12 protein-coding genes are annotated in these 14,295 nt (G+C 63.0%); 9 read left to right on the plus strand and 3 right to left on the minus strand.

The window, feature by feature from the left end:
* Positions 1-111 precede the first annotated feature (111 nt).
* Genes GGD62_RS08540 through GGD62_RS08570 form a run of 7 tightly spaced genes read left to right on the plus strand, consistent with a single transcriptional unit; the run spans position 112 to position 7,332 of the window.
* Positions 112-1,488, plus strand: a complete 1,377-nt coding sequence (locus GGD62_RS08540; RefSeq protein ID WP_183707981.1) for a CBS domain-containing protein — start codon at positions 112-114, stop codon at positions 1,486-1,488.
* A gap of 22 nt (positions 1,489-1,510) precedes the next feature.
* Positions 1,511-3,430, plus strand: a complete 1,920-nt coding sequence (locus GGD62_RS08545; RefSeq protein ID WP_246800015.1) for an N-acetylneuraminate synthase family protein — start codon at positions 1,511-1,513, stop codon at positions 3,428-3,430.
* A complete protein-coding gene (locus GGD62_RS08550) occupies positions 3,430-4,119 on the plus strand; it encodes an acylneuraminate cytidylyltransferase family protein (protein ID WP_183707983.1) in 690 nt (229 codons plus the stop codon). The genes GGD62_RS08545 and GGD62_RS08550 overlap by 1 nt, the downstream gene beginning before the upstream one ends.
* Positions 4,112-4,876 (plus strand): SDR family oxidoreductase, encoded by a 765-nt coding sequence (locus GGD62_RS08555; RefSeq protein WP_183707984.1) that lies wholly within the window; start codon positions 4,112-4,114, stop codon positions 4,874-4,876. Before GGD62_RS08550 ends, GGD62_RS08555 begins: the two co-directional genes overlap by 8 nt.
* A complete protein-coding gene (locus GGD62_RS08560) occupies positions 4,873-5,721 on the plus strand; it encodes a TIM barrel protein (protein WP_312014252.1) in 849 nt (282 codons plus the stop codon). The genes GGD62_RS08555 and GGD62_RS08560 overlap by 4 nt, the downstream gene beginning before the upstream one ends.
* The gene (locus tag GGD62_RS08565; protein ID WP_183707986.1) at positions 5,718-6,479 is read left to right on the plus strand and encodes an SDR family NAD(P)-dependent oxidoreductase; all 762 of its coding nucleotides are present in this window, start codon (positions 5,718-5,720) and stop codon (positions 6,477-6,479) included. Before GGD62_RS08560 ends, GGD62_RS08565 begins: the two co-directional genes overlap by 4 nt.
* A 13-nt stretch (positions 6,480-6,492) precedes the next feature.
* Complete coding sequence (locus GGD62_RS08570; protein ID WP_183707988.1) at positions 6,493-7,332, plus strand: SDR family oxidoreductase; 840 nt, start codon at positions 6,493-6,495, stop codon at positions 7,330-7,332.
* A 78-nt stretch (positions 7,333-7,410) separates the two neighbouring features.
* On the opposite strand, the gene GGD62_RS08575 is transcribed toward GGD62_RS08570, so the two are convergent.
* The 3 genes from GGD62_RS08575 to GGD62_RS08585 form a co-directional block, all read right to left on the minus strand.
* Entirely contained in the window at positions 7,411-8,550 is a 1,140-nt protein-coding gene (locus tag GGD62_RS08575; RefSeq protein ID WP_183707989.1) for a hypothetical protein, read from the minus strand.
* An 82-nt stretch (positions 8,551-8,632) separates the two neighbouring features.
* Positions 8,633-9,475, minus strand: coding sequence for a hypothetical protein (locus GGD62_RS08580; protein WP_246800016.1), 843 nt, complete (start codon positions 9,473-9,475; stop codon positions 8,633-8,635).
* Positions 9,476-9,566: 91 nt separating this feature from the next.
* Positions 9,567-10,307, minus strand: coding sequence for a hypothetical protein (locus GGD62_RS08585; protein ID WP_183707991.1), 741 nt, complete (start codon positions 10,305-10,307; stop codon positions 9,567-9,569).
* 488 nt (positions 10,308-10,795) lie between these two features.
* Here GGD62_RS08585 and GGD62_RS08590 point away from each other — a divergent pair, with 488 nt between their 5' ends.
* Positions 10,796-11,680: a class I SAM-dependent methyltransferase gene (locus GGD62_RS08590; RefSeq protein ID WP_183257265.1), complete on the plus strand. Its 885-nt coding sequence runs from the start codon at positions 10,796-10,798 to the stop codon at positions 11,678-11,680.
* A gap of 51 nt (positions 11,681-11,731) precedes the next feature.
* Positions 11,732-14,239, plus strand: a complete 2,508-nt coding sequence (locus tag GGD62_RS08595) for a hypothetical protein (protein ID WP_183707992.1) — start codon at positions 11,732-11,734, stop codon at positions 14,237-14,239.
* Positions 14,240-14,295: the final 56 nt, after the last annotated feature.

Below are 14,295 nucleotides of genomic sequence, written 5' to 3' on the forward strand. Positions count from 1 at the left end.
ATTTTGGCCCGATGCCGCCGGGCGCAGGAACCTTGCATCGCCCCTGCCGCTCCCGTATTACCAACCCTGCTGCGATATGGCCTGGAATTGGCCCTTCCTGGACCCCGAAACGTGCTTGAACGAACCCTCGTCACCATCGCCGAGACCGAGACCATTGAGGAAGCCTTCCGGCGCCTGAATGCGAACATGCTCGGTATTCTGTTCGCACAGGACGCGAGCGGACGAATCGTCGGCGCCGTGACCGACGGCGACATCCGCAGGCGCATGCTGACCGGCACCACGATCCAGGACCGGGTTACGACCTGCATCAATCGCAACTTCGTCTCGGCGAGGGCCGGCGGTCCGCGCGAGCAGATCCTCAAATTGCTCGATCAGCGCGTGCACGTGGTGCCGATCCTCGATGGCGAAGGCCGGCTCGTCGACGTGTTCAGCCGCGAGCTGTTCAACCTGTCCGAAGAGAGCGAGGTGTTCGCGCGCGCCCGCTCGCCGGTGCGGATCAGCTTCTCCGGCGGCGGCACCGACCTGACGCACTATTTCGTCGAGAATGACGGCGGCGCGGTCATCAACGCCACGATCAAGATGTACGCTCACGCGACGCTGCGGCGCCGGAGCGATTCCAGCATCCGGATCTATTCGCACGATTTCCGCAGTACGATCGAGGCCGACAATCTTGCAGAGCTCGGAACGGACGGGAATCTTGCACTGATCAAGTCCGTCGTGCGCCTGATCAAGCCGACTTACGGGTTCGAGCTCGAAGTCTCCGCCGACTTCCCGGTCGGCTCAGGCCTCGGCGGCTCGGCGGTGGTCACATCCGCCATCATCGGCTGCTTCAACGAATTCCGCGGCGACCAGTGGGACCGCCACGAGATCGCGGAGATGGCATTCCAGGCCGAGCGGTTGATGCTCAACATCCCCGGCGGCTGGCAGGACCAGTACGCCACCGTGTTCGGCGGCTTCAATCACATGGAGTTCTTCTCCGACCAGAACACCATCGTGCCGTTGCGTCTCGACCCCAACATCATCGCCGAACTCGAGGAGAGCCTGGTGCTCTGCTACACCGGCTCGGGCCGCGATTCCGGCGCCATCCACCGCGACCAGAAGGCACAGCACGAGACCAGCGACGCCGTCGCCGCGGCCGCCAAGCAGAAGGAAGTGACGCGCCACATCCGGCGGCATCTCCTGCGTGGCCAGCTCCTGGAATGCGGCCGGCTGATCGACGAGGCCTGGCACGCCAAGCGGAAGCTCAGCTCGAAGATCTCGTCGGACGCGATCGATGCGATCTACGATTTCGCCAAGCGGCACGGCGCGGTCGGCGGCAAGCTGCTGGGCGCCGGCGGCGGCGGTTACTTCATGTTCTTCGTACGTCCGTTCGAGCGCTACCAGCTCATCGCCGCGCTGGAGCAACAGGGGCATAGCTGTTCGCGCATCATGTTCGAAGAGAACGGGCTGCGGACGTGGAAGTCACGCTTTCCCGCGCGCTTCGCCTGACGCATATGAGACGAGAATGTTGATGACATCGCCCAAACAGCCTGCTCCGGTCCGCATCGGCAACCGTCTTCTGGGCGATGGCGAGCCCTGCTACGTCATTGCCGAGATCGGCAACAACCATAATGGCGACTTCAACCGCGCCATTGCGCTGGTCGATGCCGCGGTCGCGGCCGGTGCCGATTGTGCCAAATTCCAGATGCGCAAGCTCGACGAGGTCTATCGTGCGTCGAGCCTGTCCGGAAAGGACGACGACCTCGCGGTCGAGTACACGCTCGATCTTTTGCGCCGCTTCGAGCTTCCGACGGCGCAGCAGAAGAAGATCGCCGAATATTGCGCGGCCAAGGGCATCCAGTATCTCTGCACGCCCTGGGACGCGAGCAGCGTCGCCGTGCTCGAAGGTTTCGGCGTGCAGGCCTACAAGGTTGCCTCGGCCGACCTCACCAATTTGCCGCTGCTCGCGCGCCTCGCCGCCACCGGCAAGGCGCTGATCGTCTCGACCGGCATGAGCACCTCGGACGAGATCAAGGCCGCGGCGAAATTCCTCGACGAGCGCAACGCCGGCTACGTGCTTCTGCATTGCCAGAGCACCTATCCGGCCGCGCTGCACAACATCCATCTGCGTTTCATGGAAACTTTGCGCGAGATCCATCCGGTGGTCGGCTATTCAGGCCACGAGCGCGGCACTGCCGTCTCGACCGCCGCGGTGGCGCTCGGCGCCGTCGTTATCGAACGTCACATCACCCTTGACCGGGAGATGGAGGGTCCGGACCATGCCGCGAGCCTGGAGCCGGAGGAATTCAAGTCGCTGGTCTCGGGCATCCGCGAGGTGGAGGCGGCGCGCGGCGAGAAACGGGCCGAGCGCGCGCTGAGCCAGGGCGAGCTGATCAACCGCGAAAACCTCGCCAAGAGCCTGGTGGCCGCGCGCGACCTTTCGGCCGGCACCGTGATCTCCGAAGCCGACATCGCGGTGAAAAGCCCGGGACAGGGCCTGTCGCCGCTGAAGATGCCGGCGCTGCTCGGCCGCAAGCTGACGCGGACGATGGCGGCCGACGACTATTTCTTCCAGAGCGACCTCGACGAAGGCGCCGCAAAAGCACGGCGGTACCGCTTCGACCGCCCCTGGGGCGTGCCGGTGCGCTATCATGACACCGAGCGCTTCCTGGAGATCTGTCAGCCCGACATCATCGAATTCCATCTCAGCTACAGCGACATGGAGCGCGATCCCGCGGCGTATCTGTCCGGCACCTATGATCTCGGCTTCGTCGTGCATGCGCCGGAGCTGTTTGCCGGCTCCAAGCTGATGGACCTGGCAACGCCTGACGAGGCGCTGCGGCGCTATTCACTGGAGCAGACCCAGGCGGTGATCGACATTACCCGCGGCCTGAAGAAGTACTTTCCCAAGACCAAGCGCCCGCCCATCGTCGCCAATATCGGCGGCTTCACCATGGACGAGCCGCTGCCTCCTGAGGAGAAGGCCGAGCGCTACCGCATCTTTGCGCAGAGCTTGACCGAGCTCGACATGGACGGTGTCGAGCTGACGCCGCAAACCATGGCGCCGTTCCCCTGGCATTTCGGCGGCCAGCGCCACCAGAACATCTTCATCTTCCCGGAAGAGTCTGCCGCGTTCTGCGCCAAGCATGATCTGCGCATGTGCGTCGACATCTCGCACACCAAGCTCGCGGCCAATCATTTCGGTTTCGACTTCGCGCAAGGCCTCGCACAGCTCGGGCCGCACACCGCGCATCTGCATTTCGGCGACGCCAAGGGGCTCGATGGCGAAGGCCTGCAGATCGGCGAAGGCGAGATCGATTTCGGCGACATCGGACAGGTGCTGCGCAAGCACGCGCCGGGCGCTTCCTTCATTCCGGAAATTTGGCAAGGCCACAAGAACATGGGCGAAGGCTTCTGGACCGCGCTCGAGCGTCTCGAGGGACACATCTGATGGCGCGCAAGACGCTGGCCGTGATCGCCGCTCGCGGCGGCTCGAAGGGCATCCCGCACAAGAACCTGCTCGATCTCTGCGGCAAGCCGCTGATCGCATGGACGGTCGAACAGGCGCGCGCCGCACGCGGCGTCGACGTGGTGGCGGTCTCGTCCGACAGCGATCCAATTCTCGCCGCGGCTGAAGCCGCCGGCGCGGTCGGCGTGCGGCGCCCCGACGACATTTCCGGCGACCTCGCCTCCTCCGAATCCGCCTGGCTGCATGCGCTCGATGCGATCGACGCGCGGATGGGACGGTTTGAGCGGATCGTCGCGCTCCAGGCGACCTCCCCGATCCGCGAACCCGGGGACATCGAGAACGCGCTTGTGACCTTCGATCGCGACCATCTCGACAGTCTGCTCTCGGTCTGCGAGGTCGAGGATTATTTCAACTGGCGGATCGGCCAAAGCGGACCGGAGCCCATCAATTACGATTATCGCAACCGGCGCATGCGGCAGCAGATCGAGAAGCGTTATCTGGAGAACGGCTCGTTCTACGTCCTGATCCCCTCCCTCCTGCGCGAGCAGAACAACCGGCTCGGCGGCAAGATCGGCTTCCACGTGATGGAGCGTCACAAGATGTTCCAGATCGACCGTCCCGAGGACGTCAAGCTTTGTGCCGCCATCATGCGCAGTTACGGCTATGCCTGATCTCAGCGCCTTCTCGCTCAAGGACAAGATCGCGGTGGTGACCGGCGCCTCGCGCGGCATTGGCGCGGCCATCGCGACCGGCCTGCAGGATGCCGGCGCTATGGTGTTCGGCCTCAGCCGTTCCGGGACCGCGCCGCAAGGTGTGACCGCGATTGCCTGCGATCTCTCCGACGACACGGCGGTCGAAGAGGCGTTCCGCACGATAGCGGCGCAGGGCGGACGCATCGACGTACTGGTCAACGCCGCCGGCATCAGCCTACCCCCGCAAAGCGCCGAGAGCGAACTCACGCGCTTCCGCGCCACGGTCGCGACCGACCTCACCGGCGTCTACGCCACCATCCTCGCCGCCTACCCGCTCCTGAAGAAGGCGGGCTCGGCTGCGATCGTCAACGTCACCAGCATCAATTCGATCCGCGGCTTTCCCGGCAATCCCGGCTACGTGGCGGCGAAGGCGGGTCTTGCCGGGCTGACGCGCGCGCTCGCCGCCGACTACGCGCCCGACGGCATCCGCGTCAACGCGCTTGCGCCGGGCTATGTTGCGACCGAGATGACCGCAAAGAGCTTTGCCGATCCTGTCATGCACGAAGAGAGACGCCGCCACACCATGCTAGGCCGCTGGGGACAGCCCGTCGACATGGTGGGCGCCGCCGTTTTCCTGGCATCGGAAGCCTCCGCCTATGTGACCGGTCAGGAGATCTTCGTCGACGGCGGCTGGATCGCCAAGGGCCTCGCCATCAGCTCGGATAGCAAATCGTGACCACAACGCTCGAACGCATCGGCTTCATGCAGGGACGGCTGTCGGCTCTGGTCGACGGCAAGATCCAGGCGTTCCCCTGGGACGAGTGGCGGGCCGAGTTTCCACGCGCGAAGGAGCTCGGCCTGACGCGGATGGAATGGACCATCGATCAGGAACGGCTGCGCGAGAACCCGCTGACGACCGAGCCGGGGCAGCAGGAGATTCTGGCGCTGTCGCAAGAGAACGGTGTGCGCATCCCGAGCCTGACGGGCGACTGCTTCATGCAGGCGCCTTTCTGGAAGGTCGATGCCGTCGTGCGCGACGCACTCGTCGCCGACCTCGATCTCCTGATCGCCGCCTGCAGCCGCATCGGCATCGAGTTCGTCGTGATCCCGCTGGTCGACAACGGCAAGATCGAGCGCGAGAGCGAGAGCGATACGTTGAAGCGTGTGCTGCTCGCACGCTCCGAGCAGCTCGCAAAGCGGAACGTCAAGATCGTCTTCGAATCCGATCTGCCGCCCGGCGAGCTCGCCCGTTTCATGGAGGCGTTTCCGGCCAACGTTTTCGGCATCAACTACGACAGCGGCAACAGCGCCTCGCTCGGCTATGATAGCGACGAGGAGATCGCTGCCTACGCGCCGCGCATTCTCAATGTGCACGTGAAGGATCGCATCCGCGGCGGCACCACCGTGGCGCTCGGCACCGGCAACGCGGACCTCGCCAGGACGATCTGCCTCATCGAGCGCTCCGGCTACAAAGGCCAATACATCCTGCAGACCGCACGCGCCACCGACGGCGACCATGCCGGCGCGCTGGCGAAATATCGCGATATGACGGTTCGCTGGATCGAGGACGCCGCGCGATGAAGCTCGAGCTGAACGATCGTGTCGCGCTCGTCACCGGTGCAAGCCGCGGGATCGGGCTTGCGATCGCGACGACGCTCGCGGCAGAGGGAGCAAAAGTCGCGCTGGCCGCGCGCGGTGCCGAGGCGCTCAACGCCGCCCGCGCGGCCGTCGGGGGCATCTCGTCCGTCCACGTCGCTGACGTCACTGACCCCGCCGTTGCGAAGACACTGGTCGAGGGCGTCGAGAAGCAATGGGGCCGGCTCGATATCCTGGTCTGCAATGTCGGCAGCGGCGCCTCCGTGCCGCCCGGCAAGGAAACCGCGGCGGAATGGTCGCGGGTGATGGACCTCAATCTGTTCGCCGCGACCAACATGATCGAGGCCGCCCGGCCGCTGATGGCGCGCGGCAGCGGCGACCGGGCCATCGTCTGCATCTCCTCGATCGCCGGCATGGCGGCGCTTGGCGCGCCCGTGACCTATTACGGTGCGAAGGCGGCTTTGAACGCCACAGTGCGCGGTCTCGCACGACCGCTGGCGCTGGAAGGCATCCGCATCAATGCGGTCGCGCCCGGGAACATCCTGAGCGCGGACGGCACCTGGGCGCGCAAGATCGCGGAAAACAGGCAGGCGGTCGACGACATGCTTCAGCGCGAGGTGGCGTTGCGCCGGCTCGGCACGCCCGAGGAGATCGCGGACGTCGTTACCTTCCTTGCTTCGCCCCGCGCCGCCTTCATCACGGGCAGCGTGATGGTGGCGGACGGCGGCCAGCTCAGAAGCTGAACAGGAGCCTTCGATGGCAAACCCCTCCTCCCGCTACGACCTGACCGGACGAACCGCGCTTGTGACCGGCGCCGGCGGCCTGCTGGGCAAGCAGCATGTCGCAGCCCTCACCGAATCCGGCGCGCGCGTGGTCGTCACCGACGTCGGCTTGGCGCAGGCCGAGGCCGCCGTCACGGCGTTGAAGCAGGCAACGCCTTCAGCCGATCTGATCGCGCTCGAGATCAACGTCACCTCGCTCGAATCGGTGCGCGCCGCCAATGAGCAGCTGGCAAGCCGCGGCATCACCGTCGACATCCTTGTCAACAACGCCGCGATCGATCCGAAGGTGACGTCGAGCCCGGGCGTCATGCACTCCTCGCGCTTCGAGGCGTTTCCGGTGCCGCAATGGCAGACCGAAATCGCCGTCGGCCTGACCGGTGCGATGCTGTGCGCGCAGGTGTTCGGCGGCGAGATGGCCAGACGGGGCCGCGGCGTGATCCTCAACATCGCCTCCGATCTCGGCGTGATCGCGCCGGACCAGCGGCTCTACCGCCAGCCGCAGGTGACGCGCGAAGAAGAACAGCCGGTGAAGCCCGTGACCTATTCAGTGATCAAGCATGGCTTGATCGGGCTGACGAAGTATCTGGCGACCTATTGGGCCGATCATGGCGTGCGCGTCAACGCGATCTCGCCGGGAGGCGTCTTCAACAACCAGGACCCAGCCTTCGTTGAACGACTGACGCGCCTGATCCCGATGGGCCGGATGGCCGATGTCGATGAATATCGCGCGGCAGTGCAGTTCCTCTGCTCGGACGCATCGAGCTACATGACCGGGCAGAATCTCGTCATGGATGGCGGGCGGAGCGTCTGGTAGCGCACCGCGGAGCCGGCATGGGGATGACGAGACCGCGCTCGCCGCCGCTTCAGCCGTAATCGCAAAGCAGCACCGGCCTCAGCCGCTACCGGGTTGCGCCTCGCTCCTGCCTTCCAGCAATTTCCCGAGCCCTTCGCTGGCCACGAAGACGAGCCCCGCCAGCCCAGGTATGATGAGCCGCGTCTCGGAGAAATCGGCTATGAAAAAGACGAGCCCCAAATGGACCAAGCAAGCCGAACCGACCACGGCGATCGTCCGGCTCGGCGCAAACGTCCTCACGATGACGATCGCAAGCACGGGACTGGCGATCGCCACCACGAGCTTCATTGTTTGAAGATTGCCGACGAGCTTGCTGAAGTCGCCATTGGTGACCAGGAATGACCTGTAATCCGTTCCAGGATGCATCCAGATCAGCGTCTTCGGCACGGCTAGTGAGATGCCGACCAGCAACCCGAACACGACCCATTCTTTCAGTGTCGGCAATCGCCGCTCGAAAGCTGCAAGGGCCAGCAGCGAGAACGCCGAAGCGAATACGACATCGGTCCGCCCGAAACTGATGATCAGCGCAGAAATGATCGCGGCGGGATATCGCCGCGACGTCAGCAGAAAGAGCTGCCAGAACAGGCCACCCGCGATGAAAACGGGCCCCATGCGTCCCGGGTAGATCGCGATCTGGGTGTAGAACGCAAAAGTCAGCAGACAGAGCCACGTCGCAGTCGGCGAAAGAAGCAGCGTGGCCAACGCAAAGACGGCAAGAAACGACAGAGAATCGAACAAATAGTTGGCGATGATGTGGGTGTGAAACGTCGAGCCGCCGTGGGTACGATCGTCGCCGAATATCTGGACGTAGGCCTCGGTAATCTTGGCGAGCAACGGCCGCATGACGCCCTCGACAGCGTCCATATGGGCAAACTCGCGCTCGTGATCGAGGCTGAACTGCAATTGCTCACGCAGCAGATTGGCTTCGTGCGCGGTGATGGACAGCGCAAGGCAGCAACTGACGAGCAGTCCCAGCGCGACAGGATTGAAGAAGCTCCGTCTCACCTTGAACAGGAGCAGCAGCGGAACGAGCGCGACGGCCACGTAGAAGGCTATCCCGGCGTACCGCAGCAGACCCGGGAGATACCTGTCTGATATATTCACCCAATACCAGGCGATGACCAGAACGTTCGAGACCACCCAGAACCCGAGCACCAGGCCGAGGGATGGAGTCTTCATGTGATCGTCAAACTTCAGCAAGCGGCCAAGACCGCCGGACCATGACAGCATTGCCCCGTGCTCCGACAATCGATTTCCCTGATCAATGCTGCAGAATGCCGGCGAGGTTCATGTGCGCGGGCCGTGAGTGCTCGATGCCCAGCAACGTCCGCCGATTGTCGTTCGTGCGCTGCAAGTGGAGGCTCGCGAGTGTCATTCCGGTGCAAGTGGTAACCGTGGTCCCGCGGCCGCCGAACGGCTTGAGAAAGTCGAACACCTGACTGCCGAACATGTCGACGACCGACACCTCTCGCGCACCGAGCGGCGGAATCTCGCCGAAATCGCCCTCGATCTGCTCGCCGTCCTCGCGGATCAGCTTCGACGTCGGCCGCGCCGCGTGAGCATATTCGGGATCGGAGGAGTGATTGATCAGCATCACGCTGCTGACGATGTCGCTGGTCGCAATGATCTTCGGATTGATCCCGGTGAAGCCGACATGCGCCTTGAGCCTGCCCTCGTTCAAGGGCCGGGCAAACGCGCCGGTGCGGTAGATCGCGACATTGTCCTGATCGACATAGGTCATCGAATAGCTGGCAGGCGAGGAACGGAAGCCGTCCATCCGCCCGCGCGACATCACGGCGATGACCAGATAATCGTGCTGCGGCAGCTTGAGCGAGGCGAAAAGGCGCGACAGCTCGATCTCGACGGAGGCGCCCGGCGCGTAATCTTCCGGAAATTCATAGGTCGCCCTGTACTCGCCGTCGCGCGACAGGATGTGCAGCTTGAACCTTAGTTTCTTGCTGAAGCCCGAGGCGACCAGGCTGGCGAGCTCGGGAACGAGATCCTTGACCGTTTCGCGAAAATTCTTGCGCAGACTGCCGGCGACGAGGCTGCGGAGATACTTGATGTCGACCGGACGATACCAGGCAGGGATCGAAAAACCCATGCGCGACTCGACGCCCGCGAAAGTCGGGAACATGAATCTGGGCTCGTAGGGCTTCCAGGGGCTGGACAAGAAACGTGTCACGGACGCGCCCCTAAAAATGATGCAAGCTGAACTTGCCGTTGGCAAATTCATAAAAGCTGAACGGGCTGGCGATGTTGGTGCCCTTGAACTCCAGGGCAAAACCCTCTGCCGCGCCGACCAGCCGTTCAGCCTCGGGGAAAAGGTCCAGCGTGCTGATGCGGATGGCGCCCATCGGCGCGATCTCCGGCAGCTCTCGCTGGCCCAATGCCGTGCCATCCAGGGCCATGAGCCGTGCGGTCCCGACCGAGACGCCTTCGGACGCCATGCAGGAGTTCACAAGCACCACGCCGGACTCCTTCAGGAATCGCGTGAGATAGGACTGCATCCAGGCGGAGGTCGGGAACGGCGCTGCCGCGACCGGTTCGCGCTCGTGCGACAACGTTATCGCCCCGTGCTGCGAGAAATATTGTGCGTAATAGCCGGTCGTCACCTTCCGGCCGGGACGAAGCTTGGTCTCGTGCTTCGGGACCAGCGCCATCGCGACCGTTCCCGAAACGCGCGGACACAGCTCCGAAGTCTGCAATTGCAATTGTCCGTTGACGCCAAGTTCCCTGTGGAAATATCCGGCCGGCTTGCCCGCTCCGTCGAAGAGCCAGACATGAGCATCCACCTCCGGATGATCCTTCATGAAGACCGAGAAGTAGTTGAATGCGCAGACTTCCGTCGTGACGGTCTCATCGTTGCGCAGATAGAGCACGGCGGGCGGATAGCCCCTTGCGACGGCCTCGCCAATCAGCAATTCACCGGGCATTCGACAAGACTCGGCGGGAAAGCAAGGGATCGGCACAGACCGAACGGGCCGGCGGCTTTGGACAAATCAAACGCGATGTTCTTGCCCGCATGCTAAAACGTCGACGCGATTTCAGGGCCTGTTTACGCTGAGCCGACAGGAGAATCAACCGGGGAACGGCGTCGCATCGAGCGGCTCCAAAAAGACCGCGCGAGCACCGTCGTCACGCTCGGGATCAGCCAGTCTTTGCGGCCGTGCGGCAGCGGAAAAGGCGTGGCAGCCAGACAAGATGACGCTCCGCTTCCGGTACAGGTGCCCGCGATCCTGCCTGTCCTGGAATCCTTGCATTGCCGCTGCGGCTCCCGTATGACCGAATCCGGCTACGTGACTTGGTACCCGCCTGAAAACAGGCCGGAACATCGGCCTTTTCTGGATCCACACCGTGCTTCAGCGACTGCTCCTCAGCATCACTCCAATCACGGCGTCCATTCCGCCGGGGAAACGCTGACGTGCGCTGGCAAACAAAGGCACGGGCGTTCTCGGTGCTGTCGAATATTCCCTGGGGCGAAGATCTGCACTACGCCCTGCAACGCTACGTCACACGCCGGCTGCCGCGACCCGAAAAGCAGGTCAGATCCATCTACACCCTGGCGCAGCGGCTGCTGACCGTCCACGAAAAGTACAGCTTGCGGCCGCTGCGGGATTCGACTTGCTTCGAGTTCGGTGCCGGACGCGATCTGATCGTTCCGCTGGCTTTCAGCGCTCACGGGGCCCGGCGCTTCATCACCGTCGACATCGAGCGCCTGGCCAAGCTGGAGCTGATCCGCTCCAACGCCGCCATTGTTTCCCGATTGAGCGGCACTGACCACGCCGACATAAATTCCCTGGAGGACCTCGAACCTTCGTGGCGAATCGACTATCGCGCACCGTCCGATGCCCGGACGACGGGCCTGCCCGCCGCCTCGATCGACTGCGCTGTCTCCGTCGAAACGCTCGAGCACATTCCCAAGCGCGACATCGCGGCAATCTTGAAGGAGCTGCGACGCATCATGCGTCCTGACGGACTGGTCCTCATGCAAATCGACTATGGCGACCATTTCAAAGGCTTCGATCCGTCCATCAGTTCATTCAACTTCCTGACATATTCCGAGGAGGATTGGGCGCCTTTCCAGTCGCGCTTCCAATACGTCAATCGTCTGCGCCACAGCGAATATCTGCAGCTGTTCAGGGAAGCGGGGTTTCAACTGCTGAGCGACCAACCTGACCGCCGGCCGCCGGAGCGGCATATCCTGGAACGACTGGCGCCATGCTTCAAAGGCTTCTCCGAAGAGGATCTGTTTACGCTCGGCTCGCTGATCGTTGGCCGCCCGGCCGACCTATCGACAGGACACTGAAGATCGCCATTTCCCGGTTGCTTGGCGGAAGCCCATTGTAGAGATCTCGCGATGTGGACGACCACATTTGTCCTGACGCTTCTGTTCTTCCTGATACAGCTCGGGACCGGATTTTCGATTCTGACCATTGCGTCAACGAAATTCATCGAGGTATGCCGGCTCACGAAGGCTCAGTTCGTCGTTCTCGGATTTACGGTTGGCGCCTCTACAACGGGCATCCTGCTCGGACTATTGTCGCTATTCGTAAACGATATGTGGCTCCAATTCGCCGCGATGCTTGCCGTCTCCGGCTTCGGCCTTGCCTGGTCATGGCCGAACTGGCGCCCGAGCTCCGGCGAGACGCGCGCCGCCGCCACTTGGTGCATCCTGGCGCTGCCGATTGCGCTCCTGACATGGTGGTGGTCCTTCGGCGCATTTTCCAGCTTTCCTTACGGGGACATCGGCGCGGATGTTCACTGGATGAAGACCGCTCAAGAGTACGCCGACAGTGGCGTCATCAATCCCTACGCGGCCCAATCCTATGTCGATCTTCGCTCAGCGCTCGCAGGCTCCCTTACTGGAACGCTCGGCCTGGATCTTCTGAGATTCAGCTGGACCTATCGCTTCTTCTCGATCCTGTTCTTCCTGTTGGCGTCCTATGCCTTCGTGCAGGGCATCTATTCCACGTCTCCGCGAAAATGGATCGCCTTCTTCTTCGCCGCGACCGGCAACGCAGTCGTCTTGATGACAAACGGCAGCCTGGCTGTCGCCAGCAGTGTCGTGTTTCTCGGCGTGCTGATGCGCAATTCGGAGCGGAGCGCAAACGATCTGTCGACGCGTTCCGTTTTACTGCTGGCGGTTATCGCCGGCGCGACGCTTTTGCTCGCGTTCGCATTCAACAACAACACGCTCGTACTTGCGTTGCTTATGGCCGGGCTACTCGTGGTCAGGATCCTGAGCAACACTGGAAGATATGCAGGGCTTCCCTTTCTTGGCTGGATCTGGCCGGCAACGCTGCTACTTGCACATCGCGGCTCCTTCCTGTTCGTTCCAACCGTCCTGGCCAGTTGGCTTTTGTATCTCGCCATCGTGCGGATGATCTCCGCCTGGCCGTCCGCCAGCATCGCGGCCCTGCGGTTTTTGTCCTTCGCGCTGCCCCTCATCATTGGCGGAATCGTCGTCTGCGTTGCGGGAATGCGCTTCGGCTACATTCCGCCGATGAGCGCCAACGACACGTTCTCCTCGATCACCGGCCTGATTCTGGGCAGACGGATCGAGGGCGGCGAAGAGCTGTTCCTGGGCTCCGGACCACAGGTCGCCACGATCGAACTCGGCCGGGCGATGGGCCCGCTTTTCACCATCTGCATCACACTGGGCGTTGCATGGTGGTCGATGACCAGGCCTGTCGTTCGTAGTCCCTCGGGGGCGATCGGACCTCAAAGCGAAGGCTTCGTGACACTCGTCTGGTCCTGGATTGCCGGCTGCGGCCTGATGCTCGCCGTACTCTCGGGCTTCCCTTTCCTGTATCGTATCAGCACGATCATAATGTCGCTGTACACGATCACGGCCGCTGAGACTTTTTGTCAGTTGCTGATCGATTCCAGCCCTTCCCGATATCGACGAGTCCTGGTTGCGGCAGCCGTCACGCTGCTTGCAACCGTTCTTGTGGTTCTGGTCTACGCGTTTGCCTGGCGGGCCGACCTGCCTTTTGCCCGCTACCAGGCGTTCCTGCGACCGACGGAAATCGCAGGCCTCGTGCTGCTCGCGATACTCGCGCTGTCGACCCTCGCCCGGTCGAGACGGATCTACTTTTACGGCCTGGTGGGGGTCGTGGGATTGGGCGTGGCGGTCGACAAGATTGGCCTGTCCGGCATTGTCAGGAGCTACAGTTACGGCGCCCTTCCCGACCGCACTGCAGTCGTTTCACACTACAACGCCGACGACCTTGAAGTCGCTCGCTGGCTCCGCGACAATCTGCGAAAGGGAATCATTCTTTCGGACCCGTATACGATGGGCATCGTCCAGGCGATAACGGGCGCGCCGGCCGCCTATCTGTTCTCCAATCTGGACACCGTGAACGAAGCGCTCGCGAAGCGGACAAAATCGGTAGTGCGCACGATGCTGCAGCCGGCCGAAGGACGTCAGCTGCTTGAAGACACTTGCAGCCTGATCGCCCCCCTGGTGGGAGCAATCAATTCGGAGACCTTCTTTCAGATGCGGAGGGCCGATGCTTTGGGCGGAATGATGCGATCCGTCCGCACCGTAACGGCACCGCTTCCGGAAACGGCGCTACCGTCTTCCGACCCAAGCGCCTCGGTGAGCCCGGAACTCACGGGTGAGGAAGCCAAATCCACGATCCAGAACATCCTGGAAGCGGGCGACAACGCCTGGAACCTGGTCGCGATCATCACGCCCCGCACGATCGCCTGGACACATCTCGCGGCCGACCAGCGCCTCAGCTATTTTCCTCCCGTCGAACCGATCGATCCTGCGGTCGCCGATGCGTTGCGCACCGGGCCGTTTCCAGTTCTGTTTGCCAACAGGCAGGCTGCCGTCGTTCGCATTCCCTGCTCGCGCTGATATGAAATGGACCGGACATTGATCCTCGCATGGTCGCAGATTGGCGCGACGGCCCG

Source organism: Bradyrhizobium sp. ERR14 (assembly GCF_014198235.1).
Classification (GTDB): Bacteria; Pseudomonadota; Alphaproteobacteria; order Rhizobiales; family Xanthobacteraceae; genus Bradyrhizobium.

What these genes read in the sequence shown, in the direction of transcription:
- GGD62_RS08580 (WP_246800016.1), bottom strand. Translation starts at nt 9,475, where the DNA reads ATGGGTTTTTCGATCCCTGCCTGGTATCGTCCGGTCGACATCAAGTAT.
- GGD62_RS08595 (WP_183707992.1), top strand. Translation starts at nt 11,732, where the DNA reads ATGTGGACGACCACATTTGTCCTGACGCTTCTGTTCTTCCTGATACAG.
- GGD62_RS08555 (WP_183707984.1), top strand. Translation starts at nt 4,112, where the DNA reads ATGCCTGATCTCAGCGCCTTCTCGCTCAAGGACAAGATCGCGGTGGTG.
- GGD62_RS08575 (WP_183707989.1), bottom strand. Translation starts at nt 8,550, where the DNA reads ATGAAGACTCCATCCCTCGGCCTGGTGCTCGGGTTCTGGGTGGTCTCG.
- GGD62_RS08570 (WP_183707988.1), top strand. Translation starts at nt 6,493, where the DNA reads ATGGCAAACCCCTCCTCCCGCTACGACCTGACCGGACGAACCGCGCTT.
- GGD62_RS08565 (WP_183707986.1), top strand. Translation starts at nt 5,718, where the DNA reads ATGAAGCTCGAGCTGAACGATCGTGTCGCGCTCGTCACCGGTGCAAGC.
- GGD62_RS08585 (WP_183707991.1), bottom strand. Translation starts at nt 10,307, where the DNA reads ATGCCCGGTGAATTGCTGATTGGCGAGGCCGTCGCAAGGGGCTATCCG.
- GGD62_RS08550 (WP_183707983.1), top strand. Translation starts at nt 3,430, where the DNA reads ATGGCGCGCAAGACGCTGGCCGTGATCGCCGCTCGCGGCGGCTCGAAG.
- GGD62_RS08545 (WP_246800015.1), top strand. Translation starts at nt 1,511, where the DNA reads ATGACATCGCCCAAACAGCCTGCTCCGGTCCGCATCGGCAACCGTCTT.